Source organism: Chryseobacterium soli (assembly GCF_000737705.1).
Taxonomy (GTDB): Bacteria; Bacteroidota; Bacteroidia; order Flavobacteriales; family Weeksellaceae; genus Chryseobacterium; species Chryseobacterium soli.
The window spans coordinates 907,521-924,910 of the sequence record NZ_JPRH01000001.1 but is presented as its reverse complement, the minus strand read 5'-3'; the positions used below and the strand labels follow the sequence as shown (position 1 = coordinate 924,910).

The following is a 17,390-nucleotide window of genomic DNA, read 5'->3' as shown; positions in this document are numbered from 1 at the left end:
GGCTTAGTTATCTGGATTACCTGATCCAAAGGCTGGATTTATATAATCTTCTAATTCTAATGTTTGATGAATTTGATACTCTTTTCGTTAATGCTGAAAATGTACGTCCCTGGAATCAATTCTGAAATAGGAATCGCTTTGTTAGGCTGATAAGTATCTTTTTTCATTAATCGCCCGTCGATAGAATGAATGCTGTAATCTGCTGCTTTATGAATTCCCTTTATGTACAGTTCATTTTTGGCAGGATTTGGATATAATGCAAAGTTTTCAACCTCAACAGATGCTGTACTTAACGTTGTATCTTGTGAAACAGTTGAGTTTTTCTCTAGAATCTGGTATTCATAATTAAATTCAACACTGGCAACCGGAAAGGAAACTGTTTCATAGAAATACTGATTGTTGGAAGTGTTATTCAAAGCAAAATAAGCAGTTTCTCCTGCTGTTCCAGTAACTTTGATTGGTAACGGCATTTCAAAGAAGCTCACTGAAGCATTACTCTGTGTCTGAGACGCTTTAAAAATCATCTGATTTCCTGATTTCTTCCATTTAATAGTATACGTAGGATATCCCTGTCCGTACAGCCAGTCATTAAAAAACTCAGTAAAGTCTTTTCCGGTAGACTGCAGAAACGAGGCTTTAAAATCATTCGTACTGGCATATCCATACGCAAGATTCGGTCTTGCATGATAGTCCTTCAACGCTTGATAGAAAGCTGTGTCACCCAATATCCACTTAAGCATTCGTACAATATATCCTCCTTTTGCATAAGAAAGTCTGCTGCTGAAAATACGGTCTGTATCGGAAAGTTCTGCATCAGAAACATAGGTACTTCCCCCGGTACTTCCTGTAATAAGGTTTTTCTGACCTAATAAATAGCTCATAAACTGGGTGTTAGTCATTAAGAGTTTTTCATTGGCAAGGTGTTCTCCAAAAGTGGCAAATCCCTCATTCAGCCAGATATCATTCCAGGTAGCGCAGGTCACTTTATCTCCAAACCATTGGTGGGTTAATTCATGAGCAATAATATCCTTGCTCCAGCTCCCCATAGAAGACATGGTTTGATGTTCCATACCTCCTCCCCACTGGAATTGCATGTGCCCATACTTTTCGTTTCGGAAAGGATAAGGTCCGAAATACGTCTCAAAAGTCGTCATGATCTGTTTGGTCCATTCTATATTGGCCATTATCGTGGTATTGGAATTGGTAGACGGATATACATAATTCACAAATGGAAACGGGGGATTTCCGATGGTGCTGTTCAATTTTACATAATTGGTAATGGAAAGCGCAATAAGATAGGCTGAAGTCGGATAAGCTGTTCTCCAGAAGGTAAGCTTCTGCCCGTTCGGAAGAGAGGTTTCAGACATCAATTTTCCATTTGCTGCCACATTATATTGTGAAGGGGTTGTAATTTTAAAATCAAACCTTTCAATTTTGTCATTAAGGCTTTGTTTGGTAGGAAACCAGTCCTGAGCGCCATACGGTTCACTTAGTGTAGAAAGAATAGCAGTTCCGCCTTGAGTTCCGTTAAAAAAAGCATCGTAATCCTGTGAAGGAGCTCCAGAATAATTAATGGTCAGAGAATCCAATGTATTCGCCGGAAGCGATGCTGGAAAATCTATTTTCAGTTCTTTGGTAGGAAGCTGTTGAAATGTGATATCAGTTCCATGATATTTCACCTGAGATACAGACAGTTCATCCGAAAGATCAAAATAGATGGTACTCATATTCTGATTCGGTTTAAAATGGGATGTTACAGAACCCGAAATAGCATAGATGGAGGGATTCAAAGCAACATCCATCCGCTGATACTGAAGGTCATAATTTGAGGTATTAGGATTTACATTGTAAGCGATCATTTTTTTAGCAAAGGATTTCTTTTCCATTGCCACCAGTCCTTTCCTGTCAATATTATGTTCATTCTGAGCGTAAAACTGCTGCGGTACCAGCAGTCCCAAAATAAAGAAATAAAGTATTCTCATAGTCAATATATTATTGAGCCCAAATATAAATAAAAAACTGCCTCATTAATGATTAAATAGTTATCACAAGTAAAATAAATATATTTAAAAAAAATAATAGGCATTGAAGGAATATATAACCATAGTATTCATAATATTATTACTATTCCACAATTTTAATCTTGAATATTTTCCATCAAAAATTCACTTTTTAATGCTTGATGAATTTTATATTTTGGTCTTTGATGGTGAAAATATACGTTCCGGGGATCAATTCAGAAATAACAACTGGTTTATGAGGCTGGTAAGTATCTTTTTTCACCAGTCGTCCATCAATCGTATGGATCGAATAATCGGCTTCTTTATGAATTCCTTTTACATAGATTTCATTCTTTGCAGGATTTGGATATAAAGCAAAATTTTCAAATGCTGCAGATTCAGTGCTTAAACTCGTGTCCTGTATAACGGTAGAATTTTTTTCCAATATCTGATATTCATAATTAAATTCAACACTAGCTATCGGAAAAGAAACCGATTCTGAAAAATATTCGTTATCGGATGTATTATCTAAAGCAAAATAAGCCGCTTGTCCACCCGTTCCATTGACTTTGATAGGTAACGGCATTTCAAAGAAACTCACTGAAGGATTACTCTGCGCCTGGGAAGCTTTAATAATAATCTGGTTCCCGGACTGTTTCCATCTGATGGTATAGGTAGGATATCCTTCTCCATACAGCCAATCGCTGAAAAATCCGGTAAAATCTTTTCCTGTAGACTGCAGTAATGAAGCATTAAAATCGGCGGTTCTCACATAGTTATACGCTAGAGCCGGTCTGGCATGATACTCCCTGAGGGCCTGAAAGAAAACAGTATCTCCCAACATCCATTTAAGCATTCTTAAAATATAAGCTCCTTTAGCATAAGAAAGTCTGCTATCAAAGACTGCATTAACATTCGCCAGATTCGTGTCCGAAACATAGGTACTTCCACCCGGAGAAGAAGTAATTAAATCTTTCTGTCCCAAAAGATAGTTCATAAACTCAGTATTGGACATAATGAGCTTCTCATTAGCCAGATGCGTTCCAAATGTGGCAAACCCTTCGTTCAGCCAGATATCATTCCATGCTCCGCAGGTAACTTTATCCCCAAACCACTGATGGGTCAACTCATGGGCAATAAGATTTTTACTCCAACTTCCCATCGAGGACATGGTTTGATGTTCCATTCCGCCTCCATATTTAGATTCCATATGCCCATATTTTTCATTACGGAACGGATAAGGTCCGAAATAGGTCTCAAATAAGTTCATCACTTGTTTAGTCCATTCTATATTAGACATACTTGTTGTATTCGCTGCAGTAGATGGATATACATAATTCACAAAAGGAAATGGCGGTGTTCCCATCGTATCAGTAATTTTTGTAAAATTTGTAATGGAAAGTCCGATAAGATAAGCTGACGTAGGATATGCCGTCCGCCAGAATGTTAATTTTTGTGCATTCGGAAGTAACGTTTCAGACATGAATTTTCCGTTCGCTGCTACACTATATTGTGAAGGAGTCGTAATTTTAAAATCAAACCTTTCGATTTTGTCATTAAGACTTTGTTTCGTGGGAAACCAATCCTGAGCACCATAAGGTTCACTTAAGGTAGAAAGAATTGCAGTTGAACTCTGTGTTCCGATAGAAAAAGCATTGTTAGTGGTTGCCGGAGCACCGGAATAAAATATCGTTAATGAATCAAGGGTATTGGCTGGAAGGGCCACCGGAAAATCGACCTTCACTTCTTTTGTTGCCAGATGCTGAAAGAGAAGATTGCTTCCGTGGTACTGAATCTGAGAAACCATTAACGTGTTGTCAAGATCGAAATACATACTTCCCATACTCTGATTAGGTTTGAAATGTGACGTTACAGATCCCGAAATATTATATACAGCCGGATCCAGACTCACCTCCAACCTCTGATACATAAGATCGTAGTTTAATGTATTAGGATTAAGGTTGTAAGTAGTCATCTTATGAGTATAAGATTTCATTTCTTTAACGATTAACCCCTTCATTTCGATGTTTTGATTGAGATTTTGAGCATAGAGCTGCTGACCAAAAATAAAACTTATCAATACTATGTAAAAATTTCTCATATTCAGATGGTTATACATCCAAAGATAAAAAAAACCTTCTAATCATTGATTAAAAGGTTTTCATAATATTAAGGTAAATATTTTTATAAATCTAAGGCAGGTTCCAGAATTTTCTCCATTCTTTTCTTCACCATATCTACTGATCCTGCATAATTGTTAACCATTAATGAAAATACTAATGTTTTTCCGGAATTTGTTTTTAAATATCCTGCTAATGCTTTCACCTTATTCAGGGTTCCTGTTTTCGCAAATATCTGTCCGTTTCCTGTTCCGATAAACATTCTCTTTAAGGTTCCGGACTGTCCGCCTACCGGTAATGAAGTAAGATAAGTATTATAATACTTTTGATTCATCAAAGAGGTTAAGAACTTCACCTGAGAGATCGGTGTTATATTATTATTTTTCGAAAGTCCGCTTCCGTCCATATAATTCAAGCCGTTCATATCAAAATCACTTTCTTTTAAGTGATCTGTTACCACTACTCTTCCAGATTCCAATGTCTGGTCACCCAGCTTCTGGAAACCTACCGTTCTCAATAATGCTTCTGCTAAAGAATTATCGCTGTGCTGGTTGGTATAAAAGATAATATCACCTAATGTCGGAGATTTGTATGCTGAAACCATTTTTCTGTTTTCAGGTTCTGCTTCCGTCATTCTGGGAGTTACTTTTCCTGTAACCGGAATACCACTTTTCACTAACGTTGTTCTGAATGTATTGGCCAGATATGCCGGAGCATCCGGTATTTTTGTAGTCAGTGTTCCATTACCTTCATATTTCTCTGCAAAAACCATTTGGTTCATATAGGGAGAAACATAGAAGTACTTTTTCTCTGATGATGAATTTCCTTTTTTCGTGATCAGTTTTTCGTTTGCAGGATTAATTTCGCGGGTAGTCCCTACCGGCAAATAGTAGTTATTACTCTCCAGCCAAACAACATTTTCCGGAAGCCTTGCAATATTGCCTTTGAAAAGCGCTGTTTGGATAATAATATCTCCATTTACTTTTTTGATACCTTCACGGGATAATCCGCTCATGAAGTCTGAAATAATATCTCTATAAGACCAGGCACCGGCTTTGTTTGTTCCCATAGAAGGGTCTCCGCTTCCTACCACATAAAGATTTCCATTCAACACTCCATTTTCATCGATGTTTCCTGAATATTCCAGTTGAGTCATCCAGCGATAATTCTCACCTAACAGGTTTAATGCTGTTTCGGTAGTTAATAATTTCGTGGTAGAAGCCGGAACCAAAGGCGTATTTTCATTATACGAAGAAATGACTTTCTTCGTTTTCGGGTCGTACACTACAAATCCCCAGGTTGCATTTTTCAGCACAGGATCAGTCATCATAGTGTTTACATTAATATCTACAAGTTCTTTCGCCGATAAGATCGTTTTCTCAGCTGATGAACTGATAGGGGAAGGCAAGCTTAAGTTGCTTCTTGGACTATCGTACATCTGAGAGTAAAGAACAGTAGAAACGGTAGATTGAGCAAGGAAAAATCCGGAAGCCAATACCGCTGCAGTTGAAACATATTTTCTGAAATTTACCATCTATATTCTTTTAGTTTCTATGTCTGGAGCTCATAAAAAACGATTCATTATAATCATTCAATAAAAGAGCCAAACATTAAATCAACGACCAAAAGTAGAAATTATTGTTAGAAGTGCAGCTATTAACAGGTAATAAAAGACCGTAAAGTATGTTAAAAATTGTTAAAAATCAACAAATACATCTTTTTTAATGCTTTGATAAGCAGTAATTTCATCAAATTCATTCAAACTTAATAAAACCATCGCTTTGAATTTCTCATAGTTTTTCCCGCGCGGCAATTTTAATAGAATCTGGAACTGGTAGAAATTATTGATCCTAGCAATCTGTGATTTTTCCGGGCCTAATACACATTCCTCTGGAAGGTATTTCCGCAGAATAGAACCCAAAAACTGGGACGCACGGTTCACTTTATCTACTCTTCTGTGTTTCAGTTCTATCATAATGAGCTTTGTGAAAGGCGGATAGTGGAATTTCTGACGTTCTGTGAGAAAATATTTATAGATTTTCGGAATATTATTCATTTTGATCAGCTGGAAAACAGAATGATCGGGATTAAATGTCTGGATCAGAATTTTCCCATTTCCGGAAACCCGTCCTGCCCTGCCGGAAACCTGCGTAATTAGTTGATACGCCCTTTCTTCTGCCCTGAAATCCTGGACATATAATAAGGAATCTGCCTTTGGAATGGCCACCAGCTCAATATGATCAAAATCCAGCCCTTTGGAAATCATCTGGGTACCGACTACAATATCCGTTTCGCGGTCTTCTATTTTCTCATACAGCTTTTCATAGGCAAATTTCTTACGCATAGAATCTACATCCATACGATCGACTTCTTTATCCGGAAATAATTTTGAAACTTCCTCATGAATCTGCTCCACACCTACTCCTTTCTCATTCAGATTTTCAGAATGGCATTTGGGACAGGTTCTTGGTCTGGAAGCTCTCTGACCGCAGTAGTGGCATTTCATTTCATTGGCGGCTTTGTGATACGTCATCACGACGTCACAATTCGAGCAATAATTCACGTAGCCACAGCTTTCACATTCCAGTACATTAGAATACCCTCTGCGGTTATGGAGAATAATAGCCTGATTTTTTTCGTCGATTGTTTTTTTGATCTCTTCAATCAGCCGTAATGAGAAATTTCCGGAAACTTTTTTGGAGTCCTGAGCTTCTTTCAGGTTAATCAATTCATATTCAGGAAGCTTTACATTCCCAAATCTCTCGTTCAGGAAAATATACTTCATTTTATCTTTTCTCGCCCGAAAATAGCTTTCCACGGAAGGGGTTGCAGAACCTAAAATCACTCCAGCTCCATAAAATCCACCCAATATTAAAGCTGAATCCTTTGCATTAAAATGCGGGGTAATTTCTCTTGGCCGATAAGCGGAATCGTGTTCTTCATCTACAATGATCAGTCCCAGGTTCTGATAGGGTAAAAACAAAGCATTCTTTGTTCCGACAAGGATTTTAATATCATTCTGTTTAATTCTCCTCCATACTTCCACCCTTTCAAAATCAGTTAGTTTCTGATGATAAAAGCCCAGATGACGGCCATATTTTTTTTCTAATCTCTGTGTGATTTGCTTGGTTAAAGCGATTTCAGGAAGCAGAAACAGTACATTTTTCCCGTTGCTGATGCATTCTTCAATTTTCTCAAGGTAGATATGCGTCTTTCCTGATGAGGTTACCCCATGAAGGAGTACATTTTTATTTTCCTCAAAAGCTTCGTCTATTTCCAGTTTTGCAGATTTCTGTTCTTCGGAAAGCTCCTCGATTTCCTCAATTTCCCCTTCGTAGCTTTCGATACGGTCTTTCTGCATATAATATTCTTCCACAAGATTTTTATCTGCTAAAGATTTGAAATGGGAACTTCCAAAGAATCCGTCTTCAAAGAGAACGGCCTTTTTAATGGGAACATCCGGTTTTTCGGTCTGCATTTCCAAAATGAGAAGAAAAAGATCTTTCTGTTTGGGTGCTTTATTCAGTTTTAAAAGAATTTCTGTAAGATTCTGATTGCTTAATACTTCCTCATTAATCTTTACATAGGCCACTTCTTTCGCCCTGTATTTTTCCGCTATTTTTTCATCAATCTCAATGTATTGGAGGTCAATCAGCGAATTGATGGTTTTAATAATGTCTTTTTTTGCAATAAACGCCTCAATATCGGTAAGGTTGATTAACTGCCTGACTTCCAGCGCCTGGATCAGATACATTTCGTTTACATCAAGGTTCTCAAAGTCAACCTGAATATTGGGTTTTAATTTGAGATAAGTTTCACTTTCAAGTTTTAAGGATGAAGGAAAAGCAAAACGGTAGATTTCACCCAGTCCGCACAGATAGTACTCTGAAAGCCAGTTCCAGAAATCGATCTGCTCCGGCGGCATGATCGGGGAATCATCAAGAAGGCTGATAACCTCTTTGGCGACAAAATTTTCCGGCGCATTATCATGAAGGTCAAAAACGATTCCCGTATAGATTTTCTTTCCTCCGAACGGCACTAAAACCCGCATTCCAAGCTGGATATCAGGAATTAATTCATCCGGAACTTTGTAAGTGAAAGAACCTTTTAAGTTGAGGGGTAAAATTATCTGGGCGTACTGCAAGGGAATTAATTAAAGTGTAAAATTAGATTTTTCTTTAGAAAACTGCAATTATTTCTATTTTTATGGCCGTTAAAACGTATTAATATTTTAATTTAAACTTCATAACCATGAAAAAATTCTTTTTTTTATTCTTATTATTTTTAATCATCAGCATTCACGGACAGGAAAAAGTACTGTTAAACAAGGGAAAAATAACCATTCCTATTGGACAAAAAATCATTCTTCAGCCTGAAATTCGAAATAACACAATCATCGGATTTACAATGATTCAGGATCAAAAAACCAGTGATTCTATTGATCTCATGGAAATGTTTAAAAATCTTGAAAGGGATAAAATTACTGACAACAGCATAGAAATGACCTTTTCTGAAGCCCACATGATGAATAATCCGATTTTTGTATTAATTACTGTTCAAAAAACAGGAAAAAAGATGAATTTTAAGGCTAAGATGAGATTAAAAGGAAGTTCAAGTTATAGATCAACTTCCATCATGCCTGTCATCAGCAATGCAACTTCTGTTGAACAATGGAAAGATCCGATTGATTCTATTATACTATATGATTTTGAATTGGAGCCTGTTAAAAAATAAGATCAATGATGAAATACCAGACTGCAGAAGTTACAAAACCTACTAGGATACTGAATCCTATGATTAAATTGGTAAGTTTGGTATTTAACCTGAATTGTTCTGCAATAATACTTGAAGTGACCACTGTAGGCATTGCGGCCTCAAAGATTGTAATTTTCGCTACGTCTCCTTTGATCCCCACCAATAAAGCCAATCCTAATACCATTGCGGGTGCAAGAATCAGTTTATAGAGCATTGATGTTGACATTTGCGGGATTAATTTTTTCCAGCCGTTAAATTTCAACTGGAGTCCTACTGAAAATAAAGCCAGCGGACTTACGGTTGCTGCAAGTTTATCAAAGAATGGTTCAGCTGCGGTGAAATCAATAAACTGCGATAATACCAATGCTGTAATACAGCCTACGAGAGGGGGAAATGTGATCAATCTTTTTAAAATAAACAGAGCACTTACTTTCCCTGATCTGCTTCCTCCTTTTACTGCGGCAATAATTCCTAATGTCGACAGGGCAAAAAACATGGTCTGGTCGCAGATAATGGCAATACTTAACAGGCCTTCTCCATAAAAAGCGCTGATCAAAGGAAATCCAATAAAGGAAGTATTGCTATAACCGCTTGCCAGCTCCATGGTACTTCTTGACCTTCTTGAATATCCCTTACTTTTGCTGTAAAACATCATAAAAAAGAAGCAGAAAACAGCAATAAGAAATGTGGCAACGATAGGAAAAAGCATTTCCGTTGTCCAATGAACTTTGGGCAGATATTTAAAAGAAACTGCAGGCAGTGCAAGATAAAGAATCCATGTATTAATACCTTTGTGGGCATCGGGATGGATAGATTTTGTTGCTTTGAATACCATTCCGGCAATAATGCATACTGCAATCAAAACAAAATTTACCATAATTCTAAAGAAATATGAGGCAAATTTACGGCTGAATTTTTAGTTGGACACCGTAAATTTTTATTTATTTTTCTAAAATAGCTGTCCTGATCATTTTATTCAAATCTCATGAATTTTAAAAACGTATAAGGTTACTCTGGATAAAGAATTTTTAATTATTCAGTACATCCCAAAGAGTCATCACCTCAACTTTTTCGAATGGTTCCGTTACTTGTATGATCCGGCTTGTGTTGGGAAGCAGATCAAAAAAGTTATCGCTGAAATGATGATCTCCCATCAGATAAACATCTTTCGCCAAAACGTCAGTCGAAATCTGTATTTGTGTGGAAGAGATTTTTTGTATGGTAATGGTAGGTTTTGTCAGCTTCAGGTCTTTTGGTTTGGAGAAGAAGTGGGTATTTTGGGCTATTACCTGCCCTTTTCCGTCTTTTAAAGTTAATTTCAAAAAAACCTCGTTTTTATCTGAATCAGAAATTATATTTTTAATTTCAATAGGATCAAACTTTACGATTTCTTCCAATGTTTTTCCGTCAGGAACTGTGGTTATTTCATTGACAACTTCTCCATTACATTTGATAGCCTGTATCTCCACTGTAACATCATTGAATTTCTTTAAAGCATCGTTTACCGCGTAAAAATGTAACGCTCCATCTTTTTCTTCGGTAAGAAGAATCTGTTGTTCAAAACTTCTTTTCAGCTGATAATGCAATGCCTTCCAGTTTCCTGAATAATCTATGGAAGACCATGAAACGACAGGCCAGCAGTCATTAAGCTGCCAGTACAGTGTTCCCATATTGTAAGGTTTTGACCGCCGGTGCGCCTCAATAGCGATCTGCGTTCCCCGGGCCTGAAGCAATTGTGAGACATAATTATATTGAACAAAATCCGTTGGGATTTTATAATCGCGCTGCATGTATTCATTGATGATCTCCCAGCCTCTTGCATGTTTTTCATGCGCCTTTATCGTGGTATTTTGAAGGTTCAGATCCGGATTTCCGGAAAACATAGATTTTGTAGTTTCTATGGTAGGCATTCCCTGAAAACCGTATTCAGACATAAACCGTCCCACTTTTTGATTGTAGATTTCAAATGGCTGTTCTCCCCACCAAACACCCCAATAATGGGAATCTCCTTCTGTTAAGCTTTCTTTGTGCCCCCATCCGATTGAGGGTGAACTTGGCCAGTAAATACTGCTGAAATTGGCTGTATATTTTTTAATAGCCTTAGGAATCACTTCATGAAAAATCTTATTATAATCTTTCCAAACCTGTAATGAATCTTCTTTTGAGTATTTAAATTGTTTCTGATATCCCCAATTGACAATCGCTTCATCAATTTCATTATTTCCACACCACAAGGCTAAGGAAGCATGATTCTGAAGTCTTTCGACCTGATCTTTGACTTCCATTTCGACATTTTTTTGAAAATTTTCGTCCGAAGGATAAAAGCTTCCGGCAAACATAAAATCCTGCCAAACGAGAATTCCGTTTTCATCACAAGCCTTGTAAAATTCGTCATCTTCGTAGATTCCGCCACCCCAAACACGAATCATATTCATATTAGTATCTTTACAGTCTTTAATGAGTTTTTGATATTTTTCTTTACTCATCCTTGAAGAAAAACTATCTCCCGGAATCCAGTTGGTTCCTTTGATATATAAAGGCTTCCCATTCACTTTAAAGTAAAAAGATTTTCCTTTTTCGTCTTTTTCCTGTATAAGTTCTATGGTTCTTAATCCGATTTTTACATCTTCATCTGACAGTATTTTCGAATCTTTTTGAAGAGAAATGGGTATGGAATACAGATTGGGTGCTCCCCATCCGTTGGGCTGCCATAGTTTTGGATTTTTTAAACTGAAAGGAATAATGACTTTATTTTCTCCTTTTTTTAATTGAATATTTGATTTTTTATGATCAATTGAGATTACATATTTGCCTTCGTTCTCAGCAAATATGTCTGCATGAATATTGAGCTCTGCTTTTTGTGATGTCAGATTCTTCTGTTCGATTTTCACATGGGTGAGTGTTGCGGTATTCCAATAATTAAGTTTTACTTCTTTCCAAATTCCAGCAGTGACAAGTCTTGGTCCCCAATCCCATCCAAACTGGTATTGGGCTTTCCTTACAAAGCTCCTGGGAGATTCCGGCATGGTAAACGGAACTTTTTCAGCGAGTTCTTTGCCTACAGTAACTGCTGATTTGAAATTGACCTGTAACAGATTATCTCCAGATTTCAGGTATTCTTTCACCGGAATTTCCCACTTTCTGAACATATTGTCCGTTTTTCTCAACAGTTTCCCATTGAGATAAATCTCTGAGAAAGTATCTAATCCATTAAAAACCAAATTAATATTCTGATTATCGAGTTCTTTTGGTGTTACAGTAAAAGTTGTATGATATTCCCAGTCTTCATTTTCTACCCACTGCACTTTTTTTTCATTGTCATCTTTAAAAGGATCGGGGATAAGTTTATGATCCATTAAATCCAAATGGACAGTTCCGGGAACTTTAGCCGAAAGCCAGTTTTTATTTTTTGTATTTTTAAACTGCCATTTTTCCAACGACAGATCTCTTTCTGAAAACTGTGCAGAGAGTATGTTTTGAATGAGAAGAAAAGCAAAAAGAAGCGTTTTATTCATTAAGGAAAATATCAATTGTAACCATTTTATTTGTCATTCCGAAGAATGAAGGAATCTTTATACATTTCATTTTGAACCATTAAGTTTAAAATGAAGCTTTAAGAATGTGACTTTGAGATTCTTCACTCCGCTTACGCTTCGTTCTGAATGACAGTTGCTTTGTCATTTCGACGACAGAAGAAATCTCTTTTTTCTTTTTATAATGAGATTCTTCACTTCACTTACGCTTCGTTCTGAATGACAGCCGCTTTGTCATTTCGACGACAGGAGAAATCTCTTTTTTTTTATAATGAGATTCTTCACTCCGCTTACGCTTCGTTCCGAATGACAGACGCTTTGTCATTTCGACGACAGGAGAAATCTCTTTTTATCTTTTATAGGGAAATTCTTCACTCCGCTTACACTTCATTCTGAATGACAAACACTTGTATATTGCATTAAAAATTAACTATTTTTCAAAGCCACAATTTCATCTGCATCAGCAAATGAACCGCCATTCGTAATCGCAGAGGAGTGAAAATACACAGCATGGGTGTATTCTCTTATTTCCTGAATATTGGCTGAACGGAGCCCGCCGCCCACCAATATTTCTATCCTGCCATTGGAAAGGGCAACCAACGTTTTTAAATTTTCTTTTCCTTCTGAAACATTAGGCATCTGCCCTGAGGTTAGAACGGTTGTGAAACCGCATTCAATTACGTTCTCCAAAGAATCTTCTAACGTTTTGGCTCTGTCAAACGCACGGTGAAAAGTACAAGGTAAAGGAGAAGCCAATTCAACTAAGGTTTTATTTTGGGCCGTATTCACTTTTTCATTTTTATCTAAAATTCCAAATACGAAACCATCGATATGTAGGGATTTCAATTGAATCAATTCTGATTTCATTTGTTCAAATTCTAAATCAGAATAGGTAAAATCTCCACCTCTGGGGCGAATCATTACAAAGATGGGAATATTGATTTTTTCACGAAGCTGTTTTACTGTTTCAAAAGCGGGTGTTGTTCCGCCTTCACTTAATCCGTCGCACAATTCTATTCTGTCAGCACCATTTTCAAAAGCTATGATTGCAGATTCCGGATTGAAACAGGCTATTTCTATTTTTGACATTTTTAGTTTACTTTAATGTTACTCTTTTTCGATAACATCCGCTATCAAAAATTTATTTCCTTTTTTTACGACTCCTATTTTACGATCAAAAAAAGCCTTGCCCCCTTCATCTCTTAATTCCACATCAAAAACAAAGGCATCGTCTCCTGAAATTGCAGCTAATTCACATTTTGAAACTTCAATATGAACCCAATCCTGAGCGGAAATAAGAAATCCTGTATTTATCCCTGCATATTTTGTATTGAATTTATCTTTCCATTTATCCTGAAACTCCTTTAAGGTAAGACTTCCGTCAACATCCATATCCACATTAGTAGCATCTGTTTTATACTCATAATAATCTTTGGTTGTGATATCCTGCATTGCTTTATCCATAGTGGAAAGATCTGTTTTGAAAAATTTTTCAATACTTGTCACCAGCCATTTTTTGGTTTCTTCGGATTCATTCGTTTTACCTTCTGAAACTACTTTTTCTTTTGGAATATCTGCGACTGGTACTATTGTTTCTTTATTCTCTTCTTTACAGCACATCATCATCAATAATAAAGAAGCAATGATTATTTTTTTCATATTCGATTCTATTTAAAAATTTTATTTTAAAGCAAATTCAGGTTTTTCCAGACGGTTTCCTTTCTGATCCTGCACGGCAAAATTAAACCCATCCTGAATACAGTAAGAACCATATTCTCCTTTTTTATTCAATGCGATAAAGCCTACCTGAATATCTTTTAAATCTTTATTTCTTCTCTGGGCAATCTTCACAATCCTTTCTACAGCTTCTTTACAGGCCTGCATAGGATTTCTTCCCTGCCTCATTAATTCAACTACCAGATGGGTTCCTACAGTTCGGATCACTTCTTCGCCATGACCTGTGGCCGTTGCAGCTCCCACTTCATTGTCTACAAATAATCCGGCTCCGATAATCGGGGAATCTCCTACTCTTCCGTGCATTTTAAAAGCCATGCCACTGGTGGTACAGGCGCCGGAAAGATTTCCCTGTGCATCCAATGCGATCATTCCTATTGTATCATGGTTTTCAATATTGGCAACGGGCTTGTATTCACTGGTTTTCAACCATTCCTTCCACTCTTTTTCTGATTCCGGAGTGAGCAGGTTTTCTTTTTTGAACCCTTGGGCAACCGCAAACTGTAATGCTCCATCACCAACCAGCATCACGTGAGGTGTTTTTTCCATCACTGCTCTTGCCACAGAGATGGGATTTTTAATATTTTCCAGAGCAGCCACGGAACCAATGTTGTAGTTTTCATCCATGATACAGGCATCCAATGTTACTCTGCCGTCTCTGTCCGGGCGACCGCCATAGCCTACGCTTCTTTCATTAGGGTCTAACTCCACTAATCGAACTCCTTTTTCTACGGCGTCTAAAGCACGGCCGCCTTTTCCCAAAATGGTCCATGCTTCCTGGTTGGCTTTCAATCCGAAATTCCAGGTTGAAAGAACGATCGGTTTGTTGATCACTGAATTACTGTCAGGTAATTCTTTAGCAATCAGATCTAGTGGATTCAGCAGGAATGCTGATGATACCAACGCTGTGTTTTTTATAAATTTTCTTCTTGAATTCATAATGTAGGTATTACAATTTATAAGGCTCCGATTTCATCTACGAAAAGCCATGCCTGAGAATCTGCTCCCGGATTTCCGGCAGGAATAATTCCGGCATTTTCTATTTTGAGTTTGATATATTTTGAGTTTTGAGTTCCCACATTCAGCCTGATCTTTCCCTGTGCATTCTGAATTTCATCTTTCCCGATTTCTTTAATCATGGTAAAATTCCTATTGTCATCGGAAATAAATACCTGCGCAGATTTCGCCATATGAATCCAGCTTCCTTTATTTTCCAGGGTATTAAAATAGACTTCTCTAAAGTTTGTCTTTTGTCCCAGATCAATAACAGCTACTACATCCTTTCCCTGAAAACCCAGCCACGTTTTGCCTAACTGTCTGGGATTGCCTACAATACCATCTACCAAGGTAAAAGCACCGCCAAATGAGTAATTTTCACTTGGCTGCTGTTCTAATGTGATTGTTTTCCCTGTTGTTTTGGAAACTGTAAATGTTTGGAAGGATATGGCACTTTTCAACTGATTATTTTCAAAATAAGCTGATTTTATAGTCATTGACTTCAACACAGGAATCGGTTGCTGATACGTTTGTGATTGTGAGGTAGGATCTGTACCATCTACTGTATATTTTATTCCGGCTGGATTCTGTGAGGTTGAAAGTTCATAAGCAATTCCATTATTTCCCGGAATTACTTTTGCAGAAATGTTATAGATACTTTTTGCATAATTAATCTTCATTTTATCTAATGCTGCAAACTGATGAACCACTCTGTTTTCGAAATCTTTGTAATTTTTTGAATCTGCGGTTCCCCATGCAACTTCGGAAAGCGCCATAATCCTTGGGAAAATCATATATTGTACCTGTTTAAAATCCGGAATATATTCTGTCCATAAATTAGCCTGTACTCCCAAAATATATTTTGCCTGTTCTGCATTCAGTTCTTCCGGCACCGGGTTATAAGAATATACTTTATCCAAAGGGGTAAAACCTCCGAATGCATTGGGTTCCGATTGCGGATCACCCTGATAATGGTCAAAATAGCAATACGATCCGGGAGTCATTACGGCAAAATGACCGGACTTTGCCGCTTCAATTCCACCGTTTACGCCTGTCCAGCTCATAACAGCGGCATTGGGAGCCAATCCACCTTCTAAAATTTCATCCCATCCAATGATTTTTCTTCCTTTTTTATTAATGTATTTTTCTATTCTCTGAATGAAATAACTCTGTAACCCATGTTCATCTTTTAAGTTATTTTTTTTAATCAGCTCCTGGCAGTGGGCACATTCTTTCCATCGTGTTTTGGGACATTCATCGCCTCCGATATGGATGTATTCGGACGGGAAAAGCGCGATCACTTCATCCAGTACATTTTCTAAAAAGGTGAAAGTTTCTTCTTTCGGGCAAAATACATCATCAAAAACTCCCCATTTTGTAGCGGCCTCAAAAGGTCCTTTCGTACAAGCCAGTTCAGGGTAAGCAGAAAGTGCAGCTAATGCATGTCCTGGCATTTCTATTTCGGGAACGATGGTAATATGACGCTGCTGAGCATATTTAACCACTTCTTTAATCTGTTCCTGCGTATAGAAATAAGGTCCGTACGGTTTCCCGTCAAATGTATTGTCGACATACGCACCGATCATGGATTCTTTTCTTTTTGAACCAATTTCGGTAAGCTTCGGATATTTTTTTATTTCGATTCTCCAGCCCTGATCGTCCGTTAAGTGCCAATGAAAGGTATTGAGTTTATACATCGCCAGATAATCGATGTACTGTTTTACTTCTTCTACGTTGAAGAAATGACGGCAGACGTCCAGATGCATTCCCCGCCATGCAAACTTCGGCTGATCATTGATTTCCATAGCCGGAATTTCTCTGCTTTCTTTATATTCTTCAAACAGCTGTATCAATGTTTGAAGTGCCAGAAAATAGCCTTGTTTGGTATAGGAAGTTATGAAAATTCTTTTTGGAGAAATGTAAAGAGTATATTTTTCTCTATCCTCTTCGGGATGAATGGGCATTTTCGGTGATGGAACCAGCATATGCATCACATTAACTTTTGCTGTACTGCGGCTGGTTTGAAACTTAACCTGGGAGCCGATACGTTTTTTGAAATACTCTGTTTCTTCTTTGGGAAGCTGATCATTCAATATCAGTGTTTCGGGAATGACGAACTTACCTTCCTGCATGGTAACGCTTTGGGGATAAGGTATTAAATCCGGTTTGGCCTGAGCATGAAAAGCAGTTGAAACAAGAACAGAAAATACAAAAAGAAAACGTCGCATCTAAGTATGATTAAGGTTGTAGCG

At 37.4% G+C, this 17,390-nt stretch carries 11 protein-coding genes; 1 reads left to right on the top strand and 10 read right to left on the bottom strand.

Translation table 11 applies throughout. The features are described from left to right. Nucleotides 1-56: 56 nt before the first annotated feature. The 4 genes from IW15_RS04215 to priA all read right to left on the bottom strand — a co-directional run bounded on the left by IW15_RS04215 (nt 57) and on the right by priA (nt 8,264). Nucleotides 57-1,982, bottom strand: a complete 1,926-nt coding sequence (locus IW15_RS04215; protein ID WP_034709480.1) for a M1 family aminopeptidase — start codon at nt 1,980-1,982, stop codon at nt 57-59. 190 nt (nt 1,983-2,172) lie between these two features. Further along, complete coding sequence (locus tag IW15_RS04210) at nt 2,173-4,101, bottom strand: M1 family aminopeptidase (RefSeq protein WP_034709478.1); 1,929 nt, start codon at nt 4,099-4,101, stop codon at nt 2,173-2,175. A gap of 83 nt (nt 4,102-4,184) precedes the next feature. Then, nucleotides 4,185-5,654, bottom strand: a complete 1,470-nt coding sequence (gene dacB / locus IW15_RS04205) for a D-alanyl-D-alanine carboxypeptidase/D-alanyl-D-alanine endopeptidase (RefSeq protein ID WP_051881750.1) — start codon at nt 5,652-5,654, stop codon at nt 4,185-4,187. Between the two features lie 162 nt (nt 5,655-5,816). Beyond that, a complete protein-coding gene (priA, locus tag IW15_RS04200; protein WP_034709476.1) occupies nt 5,817-8,264 on the bottom strand; it encodes a replication restart helicase PriA in 2,448 nt (815 codons plus the stop codon). A gap of 107 nt (nt 8,265-8,371) precedes the next feature. Here priA and IW15_RS04195 point away from each other — a divergent pair, with 107 nt between their 5' ends. Further along, nucleotides 8,372-8,854, top strand: coding sequence for a hypothetical protein (locus IW15_RS04195; protein WP_034709474.1), 483 nt, complete (start codon nt 8,372-8,374; stop codon nt 8,852-8,854). Here IW15_RS04195 and IW15_RS04190 read toward each other — a convergent pair. From IW15_RS04190 to IW15_RS04165, 6 genes are all read right to left on the bottom strand, one after another. Further along, nucleotides 8,844-9,752, bottom strand: coding sequence for an AEC family transporter (locus tag IW15_RS04190; RefSeq protein ID WP_034709472.1), 909 nt, complete (start codon nt 9,750-9,752; stop codon nt 8,844-8,846). The two genes, IW15_RS04195 and IW15_RS04190, sit on opposite strands and share 11 nt — an antisense overlap. Before the next feature lie 151 nt (nt 9,753-9,903). Then, a complete protein-coding gene (locus IW15_RS04185) occupies nt 9,904-12,390 on the bottom strand; it encodes a beta-mannosidase (protein WP_034709471.1) in 2,487 nt (828 codons plus the stop codon). Between the two features lie 444 nt (nt 12,391-12,834). Then, nucleotides 12,835-13,497, bottom strand: a complete 663-nt coding sequence (locus IW15_RS04180) for a copper homeostasis protein CutC (protein ID WP_034709470.1) — start codon at nt 13,495-13,497, stop codon at nt 12,835-12,837. An 18-nt stretch (nt 13,498-13,515) separates the two neighbouring features. Further along, nucleotides 13,516-14,067 carry a hypothetical protein gene (locus tag IW15_RS04175; protein WP_034709469.1) on the bottom strand — a complete coding sequence of 184 codons (552 nt, stop codon included), beginning with the start codon at nt 14,065-14,067 and terminating at the stop codon, nt 13,516-13,518. Between the two features lie 21 nt (nt 14,068-14,088). After that, nucleotides 14,089-15,081, bottom strand: a complete 993-nt coding sequence (locus IW15_RS04170) for an isoaspartyl peptidase/L-asparaginase family protein (protein ID WP_185097413.1) — start codon at nt 15,079-15,081, stop codon at nt 14,089-14,091. A gap of 17 nt (nt 15,082-15,098) precedes the next feature. After that, nucleotides 15,099-17,366, bottom strand: coding sequence for a glycoside hydrolase family 20 protein (locus IW15_RS04165; protein WP_034709466.1), 2,268 nt, complete (start codon nt 17,364-17,366; stop codon nt 15,099-15,101). Nucleotides 17,367-17,390 lie beyond the last annotated feature (24 nt).

What these genes read in the sequence shown, in the direction of transcription:
- IW15_RS04215 (WP_034709480.1), bottom strand. Translation starts at nt 1,982, where the DNA reads ATGAGAATACTTTATTTCTTTATTTTGGGACTGCTGGTACCGCAGCAG.
- IW15_RS04170 (WP_185097413.1), bottom strand. Translation starts at nt 15,081, where the DNA reads ATGAATTCAAGAAGAAAATTTATAAAAAACACAGCGTTGGTATCATCA.
- IW15_RS04210 (WP_034709478.1), bottom strand. Translation starts at nt 4,101, where the DNA reads ATGAGAAATTTTTACATAGTATTGATAAGTTTTATTTTTGGTCAGCAG.
- IW15_RS04165 (WP_034709466.1), bottom strand. Translation starts at nt 17,366, where the DNA reads ATGCGACGTTTTCTTTTTGTATTTTCTGTTCTTGTTTCAACTGCTTTT.
- IW15_RS04195 (WP_034709474.1), top strand. Translation starts at nt 8,372, where the DNA reads ATGAAAAAATTCTTTTTTTTATTCTTATTATTTTTAATCATCAGCATT.
- dacB (WP_051881750.1), bottom strand. Translation starts at nt 5,654, where the DNA reads ATGGTAAATTTCAGAAAATATGTTTCAACTGCAGCGGTATTGGCTTCC.
- IW15_RS04180 (WP_034709470.1), bottom strand. Translation starts at nt 13,497, where the DNA reads ATGTCAAAAATAGAAATAGCCTGTTTCAATCCGGAATCTGCAATCATA.
- IW15_RS04190 (WP_034709472.1), bottom strand. Translation starts at nt 9,752, where the DNA reads ATGGTAAATTTTGTTTTGATTGCAGTATGCATTATTGCCGGAATGGTA.
- IW15_RS04175 (WP_034709469.1), bottom strand. Translation starts at nt 14,067, where the DNA reads ATGAAAAAAATAATCATTGCTTCTTTATTATTGATGATGATGTGCTGT.
- IW15_RS04185 (WP_034709471.1), bottom strand. Translation starts at nt 12,390, where the DNA reads ATGAATAAAACGCTTCTTTTTGCTTTTCTTCTCATTCAAAACATACTC.